The organism is Ottowia cancrivicina (assembly GCF_029813755.1).
In the GTDB taxonomy this organism is placed as follows: domain Bacteria; phylum Pseudomonadota; class Gammaproteobacteria; order Burkholderiales; family Burkholderiaceae_C; genus Ottowia; species Ottowia massiliensis.
Map to the genome: position 1 here is coordinate 39,252 of NZ_JARVII010000008.1, position 19,135 is coordinate 58,386.

Here is a 19,135-nt window from a genome sequence, read left to right on the forward strand (position 1 = left end):
TGTCAAGGGGCCTGTCAACGGCCTCTTGCCGTTTGGGGCCAAGGCTTGCCGCACGCCTGCGGCCCTTTCCCACCATTCGCATCTGTCATGAAAGCCTCGCAGTTCCTCATCTCCACCCTGAAAGAAGCCCCGGCCGACGCCGAAGTCATCAGCCACCAGCTCATGACCCGAGCGGGCATGATCAAAAAGCTGGGCGCGGGCATCTACACCTACATGCCCATGGGGCTGCGCGTTATCCAGAAAGTAGAGGCTATCGTGCGCGAGGAAATGAACCGCGCCGGCGCCATTGAATGCCTCATGCCGATGGTGCAGCCCGGCGAGCTGTGGCGTGAAACAGGGCGCTTCGACAAGATGGGGCCGGAGCTTTTGCGCATCAAGGACCGCCACGAACGCGACTTCGTGCTGCAACCCACCAGCGAAGAAGCCGTGACGGACATCGCCCGCCAGGAATTCAAAAGCTACAAGCAGCTGCCGCGCAACCTCTACCAGATACAGACCAAGTTCCGCGACGAACGCCGCCCGCGCTTTGGCCTGATGCGCGGGCGCGAATTCATCATGAAAGACGCCTACAGCTTCGACCGCGACGAAGCCAGCGCGCGCCAGAGCTACCAGAAAATGGCCGCAGCCTACCGCGCCATTTTTGACCGCTTCGGCCTCACCTACCGCGCCGTGGCAGCCGACTCGGGCAGCATCGGCGGCGACATGAGCGAAGAATTCCAGGTGATTGCCGCCACCGGCGAAGACGCCATCGTCTACAGCACCGGCAGCTGCTACGCCGCCAACATGGAAAAAGCCGAAAGCGCACCCCCCAAAGGCCCGCGCCCGCCCGCTGCGCAGCCCATGACCCCAACCCCCACGCCCGGCAAGGCCACCTGCGCCGACGTGGCCGAGCTGCTGAAGCTGCCCCTGCAGCGCACCGTCAAATCCCTCGTGCTGGCTACAGACGAGCTGGACAGCGCCGGCGAAATCGCCCGAACCCGCATCTGGCTGCTGCTGCTGCGCGGCGACCACGACATGAACGAAGTGAAAGTCGGCAAAGTGCCGGGCCTGGCGGACTTTCGCTTTGCCAGCCTGGCCGAAATCCTGGAACACTTTGGCGCCGAGCCGGGCTACCTCGGCCCCATTGGCCTGAAAAAGCCCGTGACCGTTGTGGCCGACCGCGAAGTAGCCGTCATGGCCGACTGGGTGTGCGGCGCCAACAAAAAAGACTTCCACATCACCGGCGTGAACTGGGGGCGCGACCTGCCGGAGCCGGACATCGTGGCCGATTTGCGCAACGCCGTTGCAGGCGACCCCTCGCCAGACGGGCAAGGCCAGCTGGCCATCGAGCGCGGCATCGAAATCGGCCACATCTTCTACCTCGGTACCAAATACAGTGCCGCCATGAACGCCACCTTTTTAGACGAAGACGGCAAGCCCAAGCCCTTCCAAATGGGCTGCTACGGCATCGGCATCACCCGCCTGTCCGCCGCCGCCATTGAACAAAACCACGACGCGCGCGGCATCATCTGGCCCGATGCCATCGCGCCCTTTACCGTCGTCATCTGCCCCGTAGGCATGGACCGCAGCGAAGCCGTGCGGCAAGCCGCCGAAAGCCTGCACGCCGAACTGCTGGCTGCGGGCGTGGACGTCATCCTGGACGACCGGGGCGAGCGCCCCGGCGTGATGTTTGCCGACTGGGAACTGATCGGCGTACCGCACCGCGTCACCATCGGCGAGCGGGGCCTGAAAGAAGGCCAGGTCGAATACCAGCACCGCCGCGACGAAACCGCCGCCAAAGTGCCTGCCGACGGCATCGCTGCCTTCGTCAAAGCGCGGCTTGCCGCATGAGCCGCCAGCCAGGCCCGAGCGACCCGCGCCGCCGCCAAACCCTGCGGCAACTGGCCCTGCTGCCCGGCCTGCTGGCGCTGGCGCGACCGGCGCGCGCCGGCGGGCAAATTGAAGAGCCGCTGGCCGACTCCGTGCGCACCGCGCTCAGCTCGGCCATCGCCAACAGCGCCCCGCCCGTGCCCATCTTTGCCAGCACCGCAGCGCGCCTGGCCTACCTGCGCTGGCTCTCGGCCATGAGCGACCGCCTCTACAAACGCATGCCCGACCTCGACCGCCGCGTGGACTTTCTGCAAACCGTCTGGTACGAATCCCGCCGCGCCGGGCTGGAAACCTCGCTCGTGCTGGGCCTCATCCAAGTGGAAAGCGGCTTTCGCAAATACGCCGTCTCCGTCGTCGGCGCGCGCGGCTACATGCAAATCATGCCGTTCTGGACCCGCGTCATCGGCGACGGCGACCCCGGCAAACTCTTTCACATGCAGACCAACCTGCGCTTTGGCTGCGTCATCTTGCGTCACTACCTGGACCGCGAACGCGGCGACATGTTCATGGCCCTGGGCCGCTACAACGGCTCACGCGGCAAACCGCAGTATCCCAATGCCGTTTTCGCAGCGCAGCGCCATTGGGAATATGTGGATCACACACCCCCACCAGCGCTTTCCGCTACTCTAGCGCCCGAGCCTCCAACATCGTCCGCTGCGCCTACTTCATCAGCTCCAATGGCCGCCTCCCCGCCCACTTCCCATGCAGCGTCGCACCCTATCCCGGTATCCGTCATACCGCACGCCCGCAAAGGACATAGCGTCAGCGGCGCCGTCACAAATGCAATCAAGCCTGCTTCACCCTGATTTCCGTCATTCAAGCGACAGTCTTTAAAAAGCGTTAAAAAACACCCTTCTCGCCGTTATCTTCCACAAAACTCATTCGCGCAAACGCGCTCCAATCCTGCTGTACATCATTAATAAAAAAACCGCCAACAGATGGCGGTTTTGAAAGATAAATGCTATTCTGTGCAGGTGGTGTCTTCTTTTGGCCGACAGGCGCGCACTCTGCCTGAGCGGGCGACCTTGATGCGGCGGGTCACACCATCCTGCTCCGCCACTGGAACATCCGTGCGCTTAAGCGTCAATGTCGTATTGGGAACCGAAGCATTATTCCCCTTGGCGAAACCGGAACCATCGAAAGCGACAAGCGTGCCGGATGAACCCGTCACATCGGTTTTGCTGGAAATCTGAATAAAACTATCCTGGTCATGGCTTTCATGCTCCACAATCACGATATCTTTTGACCGGTCCAGCTGCATATTCATATCCGTATCCACAAAGATGATCCAGCCAGTATTCCAATCCGAACCGTCTTTAGGCTGCATCAGTGCGAACATATTCCGCTTCATAGCCTCACCGCGGGTCGCATTGATGGCCGCAACCATCCCGTTCGTATACGAATTCAGCCTGGCGTTTCGATAGGCCGATACAAAACTCGGCCCTGCCAGCGTAAGCAAAATGGCAGCAATCGCAATCACCACCATCAGCTCAATGAGCGTGAAGCCGTGACTCCTGCAATTCGGGCAGATAGAAGTTTTCATGGCCAGCACAGTTGAAATTGTGAAGATTTCGCCGATCCTGTGCAGTCTTTCACGCCTGTGCTGGTCAGACTAAGATCGCCCACCAGAGGATCATTGATGACAGGAGATGCCACAACCTTAATGCATTCCTTGACCGTTGGCGTATAGCTCCCCGAAGCCGGGCAAGCTTCCGCCTTCAGCTTGTACGTCGTAGTTGAATCGCCAACTTTTGTTTTGAAAGGCACGCTGCTATCACCAAGCGAGAAATCCTTGTATGTGTTGTATTGCGTCATATAACGTTCTTGCTGCTGCATGGTTTCAGCAAGCGCCGCGCGGGCCTCCGCACGGCGCCCTTTGCGAACCGATTCCTGGTAGGAAGGATAGGCTATTGCTGCCAATATTCCCACAATGGCAACCACAATCATCAGCTCCACCAATGTAAAGCCTTTTTGCCTCGCTAGTGAAGAAGCGTTTACTAAACAATATTTCATTGTTTTCTCAACTCCTGATAGTTATTAATTTGCCGCCAACTCAGCCTTCCCACGGGGAAAACCTGAGTTCCAGCCTGCCGCGCGGAAATACTATTAATGCCGGGGGTGACAGCCACTTGTGGGCGTGAACGCATTCGCCTACCCGTGCTATCTGCGGCCGTTTCAGTTGTCCCCGGATCATTAGCCAAAACCAAGGGTTGGCCTGGTATGCCAACATTGGAGCGTGTAACATCTCCTCTAGCGGAAAAAAGATCAACATAGTAACCATTCCCTCCGCCGCCAGATACGCCACAAATACCCACAGCAGTAGCAGCATCTGGAATCAGGCTATTGAACATAACAGTCGTACTCAACGAAATATAAGTTGAGTCATAAACAATCCGCTCACCAATTTCGGGTAAATCATAATACCACCCCGAGCGCTCCTCTCCAGAAGAACTCGTCGCACGCCCCCAGAAGAAACGGTCATCTGGTTTGAGCTTGTTATCCGTGTCCTTTACGACTTTCCGCAAACGATCCCGTCCCGGAATACCAACCACTCCTGAAGTAGCGCCTTTAGTCGTTCCATCATCAAAAAGAACATAATAAGTATTCTGTTGCGTGCTCTTTGGATCCTTGGGCTCGATATATTTTCCGGTACCAAATCCTACAAAGTAGGTACCTTGTGTATTTCCTCTCAGAATGGTAGGAGCAGCTGTGATCGGTTGTATGCCTCCAGACGCATCTTTTGCTATATACATCGGATAGGCTTTACTCCCTGTAGAAAATCTGGAAAGCTTGCTGGCAGTCCAGTCCGATAATCCATTTTCCGCAAAATTCAAGGCCCATAAATTACCATGCAGATCGCCTGCAAATACCGCCTCAACAACGCCATCACTGTTTCTGAATGCCTCCAGATTGACTATACCTGTCGGCCGCACCTGACTGGAACCATCGATAGGCTCTATTAAATCCGACTTGAACGGCAATTCTATCTTATAAAAATTACTATTAAGCGACCAAGCCGTTCCAGGGGATTTATCTAGCGCGAGCAAGAATATAACAGGATTACCAGTCGAGCTAAACTTTCCACTAATGGGATCTTTCGTATAGTTATTCACGCCAGCAGGTACCATCGCAAACCAACGTGTCTTTACGGTTTCATCCTTGGGTGCACTAGTGCGCATACGCACTAAGCGAGGCTTGCCGAGTACATATCCCATATCGGCATCATGGCTAGGAGTAAATTCCCACAATACCTTGGACGAATCAAACTTAACAGGGTCTGTAATATCAAGTGCAAAAACCCCGCGCCCCCCACCGCCTGTACCTGAAACAAGCACGGATTTCCAAACAGGATTGTCTGCATCAGTGCTGACATTGACGTCACCCGCGACAGGCGATGCATCCACGTATGCTTGGTGATTGCCTGCTTGGTTATATGCGGGATCGGTCAGTGCTCCCAGCTTAGGACCAAGCCAGCTTGGAATATAGGCAAAAATTTCTTTGCCCGTTTTCGCATCAAACGCATGCAGCATGCCGTCATTTGCACCAATATACACTACAGGCTTCCGATTCGCATTGGCCTCAACAAAACTGCCATAGTTTTTGTCCATGCCGGTACGATACGCTGGTGCGCCAACATACTGCGCGCCAGAATTCACAATATCACCCAACGCGCTTGAACGCTGGCGGAATTGCCCAGAACCACTTCCTTCATGCGTTTTACCGCCGCGCAAATAAGCCACCCGTTCCTTCCAGCGGCCATCCTGCGCAGATGTCGGGTGGAATCTATCCAGATCCGCTTGCAAGGTCCTTTCAATGGTGCCTTCTGAAAATTTCGTCGCTACCGGACTTGATGGATTATCTCCATACTTGCCAACAACGATATTGCGCGCCTCTCCATTTGCAATCATAGTATCCAGCTGCTGTTTGGCAGACCAAACCGCATTTCCAAGCTCAGGCGTTACATTATCAGATCCAATCTTCAACGCAAACGCCTGCAAATCGCCTGTCCAACCACTTGTATCGTATGAAGCTTGATAAACATGAGAGTCATTTTGAGTCAACGCGCCACTAGAAGCTGCGGCCCCAGCAATACTCCTCTGAGCATAAGTAGCCTCGCTGAAGATCTTATCAAAAGCAGCCAAAACACTACGTCCGTCGCTTTGAAGAAAATAGGATTGCGGCTCCATCTGCCGACTAGCATCTTGCCAGACATCATTGTTTACGCTTCCATTCTGATCATAGAACGGGTTGCCTTTGAGATTATAAGGACGGTTATCTGCATCAGGCTGATCACGAAAACCACCGTATTTGGCTGCTGTGTAATACTGGTTATTAGTGCGACGTTTCGTATCGTCGGCCTCTAACGCGTACTCGTTTACGTCAAAGATGAACGTTTTAACACGCAGACCCGGACGCTGCTTGGCGGGCTGAGCCGTCCAATCCGCGCCACGTATATCGTGCGTATGCGCCCAATATGCCAAACCAATAATGGGAGCACTCCTTTGTGTATCTCCCGCAGCGGGGGAGGAGTATGAAGCTGTATTTGGATTGGAGGTCGTTTGCGTTGCGCCGCTCCCGTCGACGTATGACATGCTCGCCTTGCTTTCAAACGCCTGGACCACCTTCGTCCAATAACGGGAATCTATGATGTTTTTCGCCGTATCCTGAAAAGGAAGCCGGTTGTTATTAGGATCATAGCTCTGCGAATTATGCGTATTAACATCGCCAATCAAGGCAATATTGTTTCGGACACAAGAGTAATCAGCCTCCTTAGGTCGTCCGGCGAACGGGTCCAACTCCGTCCAATCCTTGTAAATCGGAAAACCGTCATACATCGCCGAGGTCAGATCCTTCACAGCATCAGAGCTGGGGGGCAAGCCCTGCAAGTAGCGCAACGCCTCATAATACAACTCGCTGGAAGGGTCGTAAACCTTGTAATTGCCAGGCCTGTCTGGCAAGAGACGTCCAAACTTGTTCAGATAATTGACCACACCGCTCGTGTTATAGGATGTATCATTATCCGGATTTTCCTTAAAAACTCCCGTCACAGCGTCCCATTCAGCATTCGGATTGCCGCCTGACGGCGTCGTATCAACTCCATACGCATCAAAAGTGCGCTGCCCCACAAATTTCATAGGTGCCCGCAATACCCCCCCGTAGCGACCCTTCTTGCCATTTTGGTAGCTAAGAGTGTTGTCAATCGCATAGCCAAATGCAGAAAGACGCAGTTGATCGCTATATCGCTGAATAGTGCCTTCCGGCTTATAGTTGCCATCAGGATAACTTCCGCACATTTTGTAGTCGCGAACGTCCCTTAATTGTCCGGCCCCATCCTTGCCGCACACTTCTACGCGAGCATAAAAGAACCCGTCTGAATTCATTAGCCCCGCCATCGGTTTTATCGGCGCCGTATAACACTGTTTCACCTTGCCAACCGCTGGATCCTTGCCGAACGTCTCGTTATTGCAACGCACCACGCCTTTAGCCGCAGCCCGAATCCAGCCCTTAGAAGCCTCGCCGTAATAGACCCAGTGCGTGCTTTCCCCCACTCTGCATATCTCATTTTCACCAGCACAGCGAGTGCCCTGCCCGGGAGAAAAAAACGACCCAGCCTGCACACCACCTTTGGGATCACCCAGGGTATAGCTCAATGTTGCACTCGTCGCCTCACCCGTATTCCTCGCCACCTCATTACAACTACCTCGAGTACCTCTTTTACTCAATCCGAAATAAATCCGGTTCAGTATATTAGCAACCCAAATCGTTTCGGCCTTATTATCATTCGCCCGTTTAACCATTTCGTTAGGAATGGCTCCTGAAAAGCGACCGTCGGCTCCCTTTTTTAAACCTTTTGCCGGGAAGTTCTGCGAATTCCAGAAACAGCTCGGCCCATCCCCCTTCGAAGCAGGGGCAAGCGTGCCATCAGGAAGAACAGCACGCTGCAAAATTGTCAGCCCCGGTTGGTCAATAATCCGATCCCCCCCGGAAAGCGCCAAACGCAGCATGTCAATCGCTGAGTTGCTAGCCCAGTTCAGAAAGTTCCCGCTAAATGCGTCAGCGCATTTGTGATTCTGCGCCCTTTCCTTAATCGCGAAACGCTTGTAATCCGAAAGCGTTTTTCCTGCGATTGGCACCTCTGACGGCCTATCAATATAGGAATAACACAACTCTGCATTATAATAACCAATATACTCCTTACCTGGATCGTAAGAGGTGTCTTCTTCTGCATACCTCGTATGCACATACTGCGCACCAACCGTCGGAAATTCCACAGATAGCGCAAGTGTCAACGCAGGCTTATCCCCTTGCATCGATGCATGTAACGGCACGGAGGAAATATCCAACGGCCTGATATTGGGCATCGACTGACTCCATACTAAAATTGGGAAGGAAACAGCCACGCCCCCAAAGACAATCGGTTTAACCAGCGCCCTTTTATACACAGAGGAGCAGACCGACATAACAATAGAAACCGCAACCGCGCGCGCAACAGAGGTTTGCTTTAACACTTTCTTCAACACAATATATCTCCCACAGTTAATTACGATAAATACTCTGAACAGCAGCCTGAATATCCTTTCGAGGGCCAAAACCCAAGGATGTAATTCGATAGACGCGCCCGCCAGCTTTTACTGTCGTGTTAGGATCTGCTGCTGATGCATATCTGGCCCCTACCATCCCGCCACCAGCATTCAGCGACTCAATATCCGACACATCTTCAATAATATACCGAGGTTCATAGGCTGGCTGAATACCCTTGCCATCATTCTGATTTGCGCTAGCAAATGACAGCCCCGTAAAAGCACCAAATTCGACGCTAGGCGAAGCGCTTCCCGTTTCAGCAATATCGACCGCCAGCCAAGTGGGGCGGCTCTTGCCTTTCACCTTCGTTTCATAGAAGCAAAAACCTCTCCAATCGCCATTTGTTTGACACCCCGTGGTTGGAATATTGACATGGCCACTCAGGATTTTCTGGGTCCGGCTATTCGACGAGTTATTAGGCCCTTGAACTTCAATTTCGGCCCCAACCAACCCCATTTCAGCAGCTTGCCATGCCAGATCCATATCGCGGTCATTCCTTGCTCCTCGCTCGCTCATCATGGTAATCTGCACACTAGCCGTCCCAAGCAAAGAAACAATAAGCAAAATTAACAACACAGTCAGAAGTGAGATGCCGCGCTGTTTCTCTATTAATTCAGCGCGCCAATGTGTCCGTTTTCGCATTTTTATTCGCCTCAAGATGGAATATTTCACATTCAGGGTGTCGGAACAACGACATCACATGGCACAGTAGAATTCTCAGGCTGATACCCCTGATTCTGACAATTCCTCAACTGAACTGTAAATGTGACAGTTTGATGAAGTCGATTGTCCTTGGTGATAAATTCACTACCAGGATCTGCACTATTGGCATAGCGCGCATCTCCAAATGGATAATGTTTTATTTCCGCATTATTAGGAGCTGTCCCTCTGGGACCCTGCAAAACAAGACCAATACGCAAACTTCGGACTCTTCGCCAATTTGTATATGTCGCAACAGGATCACCGACCACAGTTAATTGGTCGGCTCTGAGATAACCATTGGGCACGCTGCTGGAATGTCCTGTCGGCGCTTTGTTTGGAGTGACATTGTCAACTCCATACAAAACCTGAAACGTCTCGACATTTTTGATTAGAGGCTGAACATCGTATAATCCTTTTGCATTTTGAGTTGCACACATCAAAGACATACCCCCCTCACCCGCAGGTTTTCCAAGATAAAAGACACTAATAATACGATCTTTGCGATCAATGGAAGCCTTATCTGGAGAAACACCCATGCAATTGATCATGCTTTTATCCGATAAACTAGATTTTGGGTCAAGTTTCACCACCTGATTTTGCAAAATCAAGACATCACTTCCATAACCTTCGCTACTCGCTGAACGCGATTTAACATTATTTATCGGATCTGACGCACTTGGAATTCCATTATTATATCCAAACACGCTTGGCATGAAATCAGCAATATTTAAACCCGTACCGGATTTATAAAGACTCTCCGTACCATAATAAGGCTGCGTAGCCGACTTCAGATCTTCAAATCCCGTTTGAACGCCAAGACGCTGAATGATGCTGGCAGCAAAGCGTGCGTCATCGCGCAATTGCGAGGCTGCATCGACCTCCCTGGCTCCACGCTGGCTCACACCCAAGGCAGCAACAGCAACTGCGATTACCAAAAGCCCTACTGCCATCGCCACCAGCAGCTCGACTAGCGTCATGCCACGTAAATTCCTTTGCCTCCCCATGGAGAAGGAAAGAACATTCATCTTCACAGTCTTCATAGACGTCATTTACCAATTAGAACAGGGATAACGACAAAAGGACGCGCCGCCGTATCGTTGGCTTGCAAAATCTTGCTGTCCGTGGTCTCCCTCGTCCAACCGATTTTGATGGATGTAATCGCATTGCCTGAACCCGCTGGAGTAGCATCACAATCCCATGATGGCAGCCCATCTCGGTTATACGGATTAGCATCAATGCAGACTTTCACGCGCGCCCCGGAAAGCGAGCGTTCAACCCGCGCCAGCCATTCACTCATTTCTGCATTCGCCACATCCGTGGTCGTCGCGCAGGTTTTTCCTATATTCAAACAGTCGGAAGGATTGCTCGGCTCCATATTCGCGCCAGACCATTCCCCGTGATATGGATTTCCAGATGTTTTCACCGCCACTTCGGCATTTGCGCGCATCATTTCGCCCAGCTCGCGCGCCAAGCCAACCGCAACCGATTGCGCACGGGCATCGCGGTTGTTTTTCAATGCCGTGGCTTGCAGCCCAACAGCGCCCAGCAAGCCGAAAGACAGAATGATGATGGAGATCAGCACCTCCAACAGCGAAAAGCCGCGCGCGCGACGCCTGCTTCGGCCATAAAGAAGAGTTTGTGATTTCATGTCAGCAATCCTAGCGTTGACATTCTGGATGTGAAGGAGAGCTATCGGACGATCTACGCCGTCTGTCGCATCTTGTTGCGCGCGACATGCAGTTTCCTCTGCTCGCACCATGTTCTATCTTTCGCAACGCAGCACATGCAAAAAAGCGGAGCCTGAAAACAGGCTCCGCTTTTTGTGGTCAATGCTTTTTTTTGACCTTGCGTCTCACACCGCAGTAGGCGCGTGATCGGCGACAGGCGTGCCGCCCGAGGGGCCGCCGCCTGAGGGGCTTGAGTGTGGCACGTGGTCTTGCGGCGGGCGCGGCGGGCGGCCGGCCATGATGTCGAGCACCTGGTCGCGGTCGATGGTTTCCCACTGCATCAGCGCCTCGGTCATGGCTTCGACCTTGTCGCGGTTTGCTTCCAGAATCTTCTGCGCCACGGCGTACTGCTCGTCCAGGATGCGGCGGATTTCAGCATCCACTTTCTGCATGGTGGCCTCGCTGATGTTGGTGGTTTTGGTCACGCTGCGGCCCAAGAACACCTCGCTCTCGTTTTCGGCATACACCATCGGGCCGAGTTCGGCGCTCATGCCATAGCGGGTGACCATGTCGCGGGCGATTTTGGTGGCGCGCTCGTAGTCATTGGAAGCGCCCGTGGAAATCTTTTTGACGAACAGGTCTTCAGCGATGCGGCCGCCAAAGAGGATGCTGATTTCGTTGAGCATCTGGTCGTAGTACTGGCTGTATTTGTCGCGCTCGGGCAGCTGCCAAGTCACGCCCAGGGCGCGGCCACGGGGCATGATGGTGACTTTGTGCACGGGGTCGGTGCCCGGCAGGATTTCGGCAATGATGGCATGGCCCGATTCGTGGTATGCGGTGGCGCGCTTTTCGTCGTCGGTCATCACCATCGAGCGGCGTTCCGGCCCCATGTAGATCTTGTCTTTGGCTTTTTCGAAGTCCTGCATTTCCACCACGCGGGCGTTGCGGCGTGCGGCCATGAGGGCGGCTTCGTTGCAGAGGTTGGCCAAGTCAGCGCCGCTCATGCCCGGGGTGCCACGGGCAATGACGGTGGCGCTCACATCCTGCCCAATAGGAATCTTGCGCATGTGCACGCCCAGAATCTGCTCGCGGCCGCGAATGTCGGGCAGCGTGACGTATACCTGCCGGTCAAAGCGGCCAGGGCGCATCAGGGCGGAATCCAGAATGTCTGGGCGGTTGGTGGCGGCCACCACGATCACGCCCAGGTTGGTTTCAAAACCGTCCATTTCCACCAGCATCTGGTTGAGCGTCTGCTCACGCTCGTCGTTGCCGCCGCCCAGGCCCGCGCCGCGCTGGCGGCCTACGGCGTCAATTTCGTCAATGAAGATGATGCAGGGGGCGTTTTTCTTGGCGTTTTCAAACATGTCGCGTACGCGGGCCGCACCCACGCCGACGAACATCTCCACGAAATCAGAGCCGCTGATGCTGAAAAACGGCACCTTGGCTTCGCCCGCGATGGACTTGGCCAGCAACGTCTTGCCCGTACCGGGCGGCCCGACCAGCAGCAGGCCGCGCGGAATGCGGCCGCCCAGTTTCTGGAACTTCTGCGGGTCCCTGAGGAAGTCCACCACTTCCTTGACTTCTTCCTTGGCTTCGTCGCAGCCTGCCACGTCGGCGAAGGTGACCTGGTTGTTGTTTTCGTCCAGCATGCGCGCCTTGCTCTTGCCAAAGCTGAAGGCGCCGCCCTTGCCGCCGCCTTGCATCTGGCGCATGAAATAGATCCACACGCCAATGAGCAGCAGCATCGGCCCCCAGCTCATGAGAATGCGCAGCAGCAAGGAGCCTTCGTCGCGCGGCTTGACGTCGAATTTCACGTTGTGATTGACCAGATCGCCCACCAGCCCCCGGTCCAGGTAAGTGGCCTGGGTATGCACACGGCGATCGTCGCTCATCACGGCCACGATGTCTGCGCCGCTGGGGCCTTCCTGAATGGTGGCGCTTTTCACGCGGCCATTGCGCACGTCCTGAAGAAAGTCGGAATACGCCACATGGCCTGCGCTGGCCGCGCTGCTTTCAAACTGCTTGAACACCGCAAAAAGCACCAGCGCCACTATCAGCCAGACAGCCACTTTTGAAAACAGTTGATTCTTCAAGCCACACGCTCCAGTCAGGAGAAAAGGAAAAAGGGATGCTCTTCAAAGCTTTTTCAGCTGCGGTTCATTCTAGGTATTTCAAGCCTGCCAAAGGGTTCGCGGGCGCGCCGTCCCCGACGCGGACTGCGGCTTTTGCACGCTTTCAACGGTTTTCGCCGCGCAGTGGGCGCTTGAGTCCCACACCGACCAGAAAGGTTTCCGCCGAGCGGCCGCGCGAGGCTTTGGGTTTGATGGGCTTGGCGACCCGGAACGTGTCTTTGAACAGCTTGACCAGCTGGCTGTAGCCGCTGCCGTGGAACACTTTGGCCACCAGCGCGCCGCCGGGCTTCAGATGGTTTTGCGCGAAGTCCACCGCCAGCTCCACCAGGTGGCTGATGCGTGCGGCGTCCGCCGATTCGATGCCTGACAGGTTGGGCGCCATGTCAGAGATCACCACATCCACCGCGCGCCCGGCCAGCGCCTCGCGCAGGCGCGCCAGCACGTCTTCTTCGCGGAAGTCGCCTTGCAGCCAGGTCACGCCTTCAATCGGTTCCATCGGCAAGATGTCCAGCGCCACGATGGCGCCGTTCAGCTCCCCCGCAGCCGCGCCTTGCGGCGAGAGGCGGCGGCGCGCGTACTGGCTCCACGCCCCCGGCGCGCTGCCCAGATCCACCACCACGCAGCCGGGGCGAATCAGGCGCAGCGCCTCATCAATCTCCTTGAGCTTGTAAGCCGCGCGCGAGCGGTAGCCTTCCTTTTGGGCCAGTTTCACATAGGGGTCATTCACATGGTCGTGCAGCCATGCCTTGTTGAGCTTTTTGCTCTTCGTTCCAGACTTCATGGCCCGTATTTTCAAGGGACAATCCTTTCCCATGCCCCAACTTGAACTCTCTCCCGCCGAGCGCAAGGCGCTCAAAGGCGACGCACACCACCTTGATCCCGTCGTCATGATCGGCGCCGACGGCCTCACCGATGCCGTGCGCAAGGAAACCGACGCCGCCCTGAACGCCCACGGCCTCATCAAAATTCGCGTGCTGGGCGATGACCGCGCCGCCCGCGAAGCGATCTACGCGCAGCTGGCCGACGAGCTGAACGCCGCTTGCGTGCAGCACATTGGCAAGCTGCTGGTGCTCTGGCGCCCCATGCCCGAAAAAACGCGCGCGCCTGATGAAAACCGCAAGCCCGGCCCGCGCGAAGTCAAGGTCATCAAATACAGCTCGCGCGGCGGCCAGCGGCCCGAAGTCAAGCGCCTGCGCGTGCTCGGCAACCAGCGCCTGACGGCGGGCGGCAAGATCAAGAAAGCCCAGCCCAAGCAGAAATCGGCCAAGAAAGGCCGCCCGGACTGATTGCGCCCCGCCGCCCATGACCCACGCCGCCGCGCCGCAAACCGCCCGCCACATCCTGTGCATGAAATGGGGCCGGAAATACGGCCCCGAATACGTCAACCGCCTCTACGGCATGGCGCGCCGCCATCTGCAAGGCGATTTCCGCTTCATCTGCCTCACGGACGACGCCAGCGGCATCCGCCCTGAAGTGCAGTGCCTGCCCATCCCGCCGCTGGCGCTGCCCCCGGGCATACCCGAGCGCGGCTGGACCAAGCTCACCACCTTCAGCCGCAGCCTGTGCGACGAATACGGCCTGCGCGGCACGGCCCTTTTTCTGGATATTGACGTCGTCATCGTCGGCAGCCTGGACGAGTTTTTTACCCAGTCGGGCGAATTTCTCATCATCCACGACTACAAGCGCCCCTGGCGCATCACGGGCAACTCCTCTGTCTATCGCTTCGAGCTGGGCGCGCACTCCGACGTGCTGGAGCATTTCCGCACGCACTTTGAATCCATTCGCCGGCAGTTCCGCAACGAGCAGGCCTATCTCTCGGACTTTCTGCACCGCCAGGGCAGGCTGGCCTACTGGCCCGCCCAGTGGTGCCCCAGCTTCAAATACCACAGCATTCCGCGCTGGCCCGCCAATTACTTCAAGCCGCCCGCCATACCGGCGGGCGCACGCATCGTCATCTTTCACGGCGAATGCAACCCGCCCGACGCGCTGGCCGGCCGCCGCAACCGGCGCTTTCGATACATCCGCCCCGCGCTCTGGGTGGGCGAGCACTGGCGGGAATAGGCGAAGAAATAGACTGCATTCGCTCCTGAAACAATAGCGGCCTGCGCAGTATCCACGGCGACAAAGGGGCAATTCAGCCCCTTGAATCCGCTTCTAATCCAATAGCGCCAGATTATCCCGGTGCACCATTTCCGGCTCCACCGCGTAGCCCAGAGTGGCGGCAATCTCGGCTGAAGGCTTGCGGCACAGCAGCCGCGCTTCGGCGCTGGAGTAGTTGGCCAGCCCGCGCGCCAGCTCCGCGCCGCCCTCGTCAAGAATGGCGATCACGTCGCCGCGCGCGAACTGCCCCTGCACAGCCGTCATGCCTATGGGCAGCAGGCTCTTGCCTTCATCTCGCAGCTTGGCAGCGGCGCCCGCGTCAATGCGCACACTGCCTTGCAATTGCAGATGGTCCAGCATCCACTGCTTGCGGGCGTGATGCCGGCGCGTGGGCGCCACCAGCAAAGTGCCAATGCGCTCGCCGCGCGCCAGGCGCAGCAGCGCATCCGGCTCGCGGCCCCAGGCAATGACGGTGCTGGCGCCCGATCCGGCCGCGCGCTTGGCTGCCAGCACCTTGGTGATCATGCCGCCCGTGCCGATGCCGGAGCCTGCGCCGCCAGCCATGCGCTCCAACCCGGCATCGCCCGCCTGCGCCTCGTGCACGAACTCGGCAGCGGGGTCATGGCGCGGATCGGCGGTGTACAGGCCCTTCTGGTCCGTCAAGATGATGAGCAGATCGGCATCCACCAGATTGGCCACCAGCGCGCCCAGCGTGTCGTTGTCGCCAAAGCGGATTTCGTGCGTGACCACCGTGTCGTTTTCATTGATGACAGGCAGCACGCCGTGGCCCAGCAGGGTCAGCAGCGTGCTGCGCGCGTTCAGGTAGCGCTCGCGGTCGGCCAGGTCGGCGTGCGTCAGCAGCACCTGCGCGCTGCCCAGGCCGTGGCTGACCAGCTGGCGCTCGTACATCTGCGCCAGCCCCATCTGCCCCACGGCGGCGGCGGCTTGCAGTTCATGAACGGCATGGGGCCGGCGCGCCCAGCCCAGACGCTTCATGCCCTCGGCAATGGCCCCGCTGGAAACCATGATGATTTCGCGCCCCTCGCGCACCAGGGCGGCCATCTGGCGGCACCACTGTCCCACGGCCTGCTCGTCCAGCCCGCGCCCTTCGTTGGTGACAAGGCTGGAGCCAACTTTGATAACGATGCGTCTGGCTTCGCTCAGAACAGGAGAGAGGGGTTGCATGACGGAACAGCTCGGCAAAAAAGCAAAAGTGTAGAGCGCGCGCCCTGCCCGCCCCCAGCTCAGTGCAGCGCCTGTGGGCGGGGATGCGCCAAGGCGCAGGCAGCGAGCAGACAGTGGGCTGACAGGCTCATTTCGCTCCTTGTTTAATAGCAAGATGTCCTAGTGGAATCTGTGCGGAAGGGTATTTCACCCCCACCGAATTAGCTCCTGTTTTTTGATGCAAGCAGGCGGACGGAAGCAGTCCAAGGCCCCGTCCCGGCCGCCCCCGCCGCGCCCGGTGGTTGCACGCATTAAAAATGCCAGCAGCTTTTCAGCCGCCGGCATTTGCATAAAGCGCGTTTTCTGCTTTTCCCCGCGCCCTGGGTCGCTAGGAGGAAACAGCCGCGTCAGCCGCCGAAATCGTCCAGGAAGATGCTGTCGCGCTCCACGCCCAAATCCAGCAGCATCTTGATGACGGCGGCGTTCATCATGGGCGGGCCGCACATGTAGAACTCGCAGTCTTCGGGCGCGGGGTGGTTTTTGAGGTAGTTCTCGTAGAGCACGTTGTGGATGAAGCCGGTGGGGCCGCTCCAGTGGTCTTCGGGCTGCGGGTCGGAGAGCGCCAGGTGCCAGGTGAAATTGGGGTTTTCGGCGGCCAGACGGTCAAATTCTTCAACGTAGAAGGCTTCGCGCAGGGAGCGCGCGCCGTACCAGAAGGAAATCTTGCGCTGGCTGTGCAGGCGCTTGAGCTGGTCAAAGATGTGCGAGCGCATGGGGGCCATGCCCGCGCCGCCGCCGATGAAGACCATTTCGGCGTCTGTTTCCTTGGCGAAAAACTCGCCAAAGGGGCCATAGACGGTGACTTTGTCGCCCGGCTTGAGGCCAAACACCCACGAGGACATCTTGCCGGGGGGGATATCGTCGCGGCCGGGCGGCGGGGTGGCGACGCGGATGTTGAATTTGACGATGCCTTTTTCTTCGGGGTAGTTGGCCATCGAATAGGCGCGCACGGTGGTTTCTTCCACTTTGGAGACGTAGCGCCAGAGGTTGTATTTGTCCCAGTCGGCGCGGTATTCATCGGCAATGTCGAAGTCTTTGTAGGCCACGGTGTGCGGCGGGCATTCGAGCTGCACGTAGCCGCCGGCGCGGAAATTGACGTGTTCGCCTTCGGGCAGGCGCAGGGTGAGTTCCTTGATGAAGGTGGCGACGTTGGGGTTGGACTCGACCGTGCATTCCCACTTTTTCACGCCGAAGACTTCTTCGGGCACGCGAATCTTCATGTTTTGCTTGACCGCCGTCTGGCACGACAGGCGCCAGCCTTCGCCCGCTTCGCGCCGGGTGAAGTGCGGCTCTTCGGTGGGCAGCATTTCGCCGCCGCCTTCTTCGACGATGCATTTGCACTGCGCGCAGGTGCCGCCGCCGCCGCAGGCCGAGGACAGAAAGATGTTTTGCGCCGCCAGCGTTTGCAGCAGCTTGCCGCCGGAAGGGACGGTGATGCGGCGTTCGCCATTGATTTCAATGGCGACATCGCCGCTGGAGACGAGTTTGGAGCGCGCAAAGAGAATGAGCACGACCAGCGCCAGCACGATGCCGGTGAACATGCCCACGCCGAGCAGGATTTCGGTGGTCATATTTGCACCCCCGAGAAGGACATGAAGCCCAGCGCCATCAGCCCGATGGTGATGAAGGTGATGCCCAGGCCGCGCAGGCCGGCGGGCGTGTCGCTGTATTTGAGTTTTTCACGTATGCCCGCCAGCGCGGCAATGGCCAGCGCCCACGACAGGCCGGAGCCGACGCCATAGACGGCGCTTTCGGCAAAGGTGTAGTCGCGCTCGACCATGAAAAGCGTGCCGCCCATGATGGCGCAGTTCACCGTGATGAGGGGCAGGAACACGCCCAGCGCGTTGTAGAGGCTGGGCACGTATTTGTCGAGCAGCATTTCCAGAATCTGCACGATGGCGGCGATGACACCGATGTAGGACAGCAGGCCCAGAAAGCCCAGATCCACTTCCGGCAGGCCCGCCCAGGCCAGCGCGCCGTCTTTGAGCAGCCAGCGGTAAAGCAGGTTGTTGGCAGGCACCGTGATGGCCTGCACCACCACCACGGCCACGCCCAGGCCAATGGCCGTTTGCACCTTTTTGGAAATGGCGATGAAGGTGCACATGCCCAGAAAGAAGGCCAGCGCCATGTTCTCGATGAACACGGAGCGGAAAAAAAGGCTGAGGTAGTGCTCCATGTCAGACGCCCTCCCTGTTGCTGACTTGCGGGGCCAGATGCCAGGCGGCGGCTTCCACCTGGTCTTTCTTCCAGGTGCGCAAGGCCCAGATGATCAGGCCGATGAGGAAAAAGGCCGAAGGCGGCAGCAGCAGCAGGCCGTTGGGCACGTACCAGCCGCCGTCATTGACCACGGGCAAAATGGTGTGGCCCAGCAGCTTGCCCGCGCCAAACAGCTCGCGGAAGATGCCCAGCGTGATGAGCATGGCGCTGTAGCCCAGCCCGTTGCCAATGCCGTCAAAAAACGAGAGCACGGGCGGGTTCTGCATGGCAAACGCCTCGGCGCGGCCCATGACGATGCAGTTGGTAATGATCAGGCCCACAAATACCGACAGCTGTTTGGACAGCGAAAAGGCGAAGGCCTTGAGCGCCTGATCCACCACGATGACCAGCGAGGCGATGATGACCATCTGCACGATCATGCGGATGGAAGACGGGATTTGCGCCCGGATGGCCGAGATGAACAGGTTGGAAAAAGCCGTCACCAGCGTCAGCGCAATAGACATGACCAGCGCCGTTTTCAGGTTGGAGGTGACGGCCAGCGCCGAGCAAATGCCCAGGATTTGCAGGGTGATGGGGTTGTTCTTCAGGACAGGGTCGAGCAGAACCTGCCTGATCGTGGGTTGTGCCATGTGTGTCAGTCCT

At 57.3% G+C, this 19,135-nt stretch carries 16 protein-coding genes; 4 read left to right on the forward strand and 12 right to left on the reverse strand.

Annotated features, from left to right (window positions below; translation table 11 throughout):
* Positions 1 to 87 precede the first annotated feature (87 nt).
* Both QB898_RS05370 and QB898_RS05375 read left to right on the forward strand, forming a co-directional pair.
* A complete protein-coding gene (locus QB898_RS05370; protein ID WP_279524107.1) occupies positions 88 to 1,830 on the forward strand; it encodes a proline--tRNA ligase in 1,743 nt (580 codons plus the stop codon).
* Complete coding sequence (locus QB898_RS05375) at positions 1,827 to 2,675, forward strand: lytic transglycosylase domain-containing protein (RefSeq protein ID WP_279524108.1); 849 nt, start codon at positions 1,827 to 1,829, stop codon at positions 2,673 to 2,675. Before QB898_RS05370 ends, QB898_RS05375 begins: the two co-directional genes overlap by 4 nt.
* Before the next feature lie 155 nt (positions 2,676 to 2,830).
* Here the strand turns inward: QB898_RS05375 and QB898_RS05380 are convergent, their stop codons facing one another.
* From QB898_RS05380 to QB898_RS05415, 8 genes are all read right to left on the reverse strand, one after another.
* Complete coding sequence (locus tag QB898_RS05380; protein WP_279524110.1) at positions 2,831 to 3,412, reverse strand: GspH/FimT family pseudopilin; 582 nt, start codon at positions 3,410 to 3,412, stop codon at positions 2,831 to 2,833.
* Entirely contained in the window at positions 3,409 to 3,882 is a 474-nt protein-coding gene (locus QB898_RS05385) for a type IV pilin protein (RefSeq protein WP_082203205.1), read from the reverse strand. The genes QB898_RS05380 and QB898_RS05385 overlap by 4 nt, the downstream gene beginning before the upstream one ends.
* A complete protein-coding gene (locus QB898_RS05390) occupies positions 3,879 to 8,378 on the reverse strand; it encodes a pilus assembly protein (RefSeq protein ID WP_279524111.1) in 4,500 nt (1,499 codons plus the stop codon). The genes QB898_RS05385 and QB898_RS05390 overlap by 4 nt, the downstream gene beginning before the upstream one ends.
* Before the next feature lie 28 nt (positions 8,379 to 8,406).
* Positions 8,407 to 9,093 carry a pilus assembly PilX family protein gene (locus QB898_RS05395; RefSeq protein ID WP_279524112.1) on the reverse strand — a complete coding sequence of 229 codons (687 nt, stop codon included), beginning with the start codon at positions 9,091 to 9,093 and terminating at the stop codon, positions 8,407 to 8,409.
* 32 nt (positions 9,094 to 9,125) lie between these two features.
* Complete coding sequence (locus QB898_RS05400) at positions 9,126 to 10,202, reverse strand: PilW family protein (protein WP_082203202.1); 1,077 nt, start codon at positions 10,200 to 10,202, stop codon at positions 9,126 to 9,128.
* Entirely contained in the window at positions 10,199 to 10,801 is a 603-nt protein-coding gene (pilV, locus tag QB898_RS05405) for a type IV pilus modification protein PilV (protein ID WP_279524113.1), read from the reverse strand. Before pilV ends, QB898_RS05400 begins: the two co-directional genes overlap by 4 nt.
* A gap of 204 nt (positions 10,802 to 11,005) precedes the next feature.
* Positions 11,006 to 12,913, reverse strand: coding sequence for an ATP-dependent zinc metalloprotease FtsH (ftsH, locus tag QB898_RS05410; protein WP_279524114.1), 1,908 nt, complete (start codon positions 12,911 to 12,913; stop codon positions 11,006 to 11,008).
* A 142-nt stretch (positions 12,914 to 13,055) separates the two neighbouring features.
* Positions 13,056 to 13,733: an RlmE family RNA methyltransferase gene (locus QB898_RS05415; protein WP_050715542.1), complete on the reverse strand. Its 678-nt coding sequence runs from the start codon at positions 13,731 to 13,733 to the stop codon at positions 13,056 to 13,058.
* Between the two features lie 31 nt (positions 13,734 to 13,764).
* Between QB898_RS05415 and QB898_RS05420 the strand changes: the two genes are divergently transcribed.
* Both QB898_RS05420 and QB898_RS05425 read left to right on the forward strand, forming a co-directional pair.
* Positions 13,765 to 14,238: a YhbY family RNA-binding protein gene (locus tag QB898_RS05420; protein ID WP_050716508.1), complete on the forward strand. Its 474-nt coding sequence runs from the start codon at positions 13,765 to 13,767 to the stop codon at positions 14,236 to 14,238.
* A 16-nt stretch (positions 14,239 to 14,254) separates the two neighbouring features.
* Positions 14,255 to 15,013, forward strand: a complete 759-nt coding sequence (locus tag QB898_RS05425; RefSeq protein ID WP_279524115.1) for a glycosyltransferase — start codon at positions 14,255 to 14,257, stop codon at positions 15,011 to 15,013.
* Positions 15,014 to 15,106: 93 nt separating this feature from the next.
* Here QB898_RS05425 and proB read toward each other — a convergent pair whose 3' ends face one another.
* The 4 genes from proB to QB898_RS05445 form a co-directional block, all read right to left on the reverse strand.
* Complete coding sequence (gene proB, locus QB898_RS05430; RefSeq protein ID WP_279524116.1) at positions 15,107 to 16,237, reverse strand: glutamate 5-kinase; 1,131 nt, start codon at positions 16,235 to 16,237, stop codon at positions 15,107 to 15,109.
* A 386-nt stretch (positions 16,238 to 16,623) separates the two neighbouring features.
* Entirely contained in the window at positions 16,624 to 17,847 is a 1,224-nt protein-coding gene (gene nqrF / locus QB898_RS05435) for an NADH:ubiquinone reductase (Na(+)-transporting) subunit F (RefSeq protein ID WP_279524117.1), read from the reverse strand.
* Entirely contained in the window at positions 17,844 to 18,452 is a 609-nt protein-coding gene (gene nqrE, locus QB898_RS05440) for an NADH:ubiquinone reductase (Na(+)-transporting) subunit E (RefSeq protein ID WP_050715538.1), read from the reverse strand. Before nqrE ends, nqrF begins: the two co-directional genes overlap by 4 nt.
* 1 nt (position 18,453) lies before the next feature.
* Complete coding sequence (locus QB898_RS05445) at positions 18,454 to 19,122, reverse strand: NADH:ubiquinone reductase (Na(+)-transporting) subunit D (protein ID WP_102283266.1); 669 nt, start codon at positions 19,120 to 19,122, stop codon at positions 18,454 to 18,456.
* Positions 19,123 to 19,135: the final 13 nt, after the last annotated feature.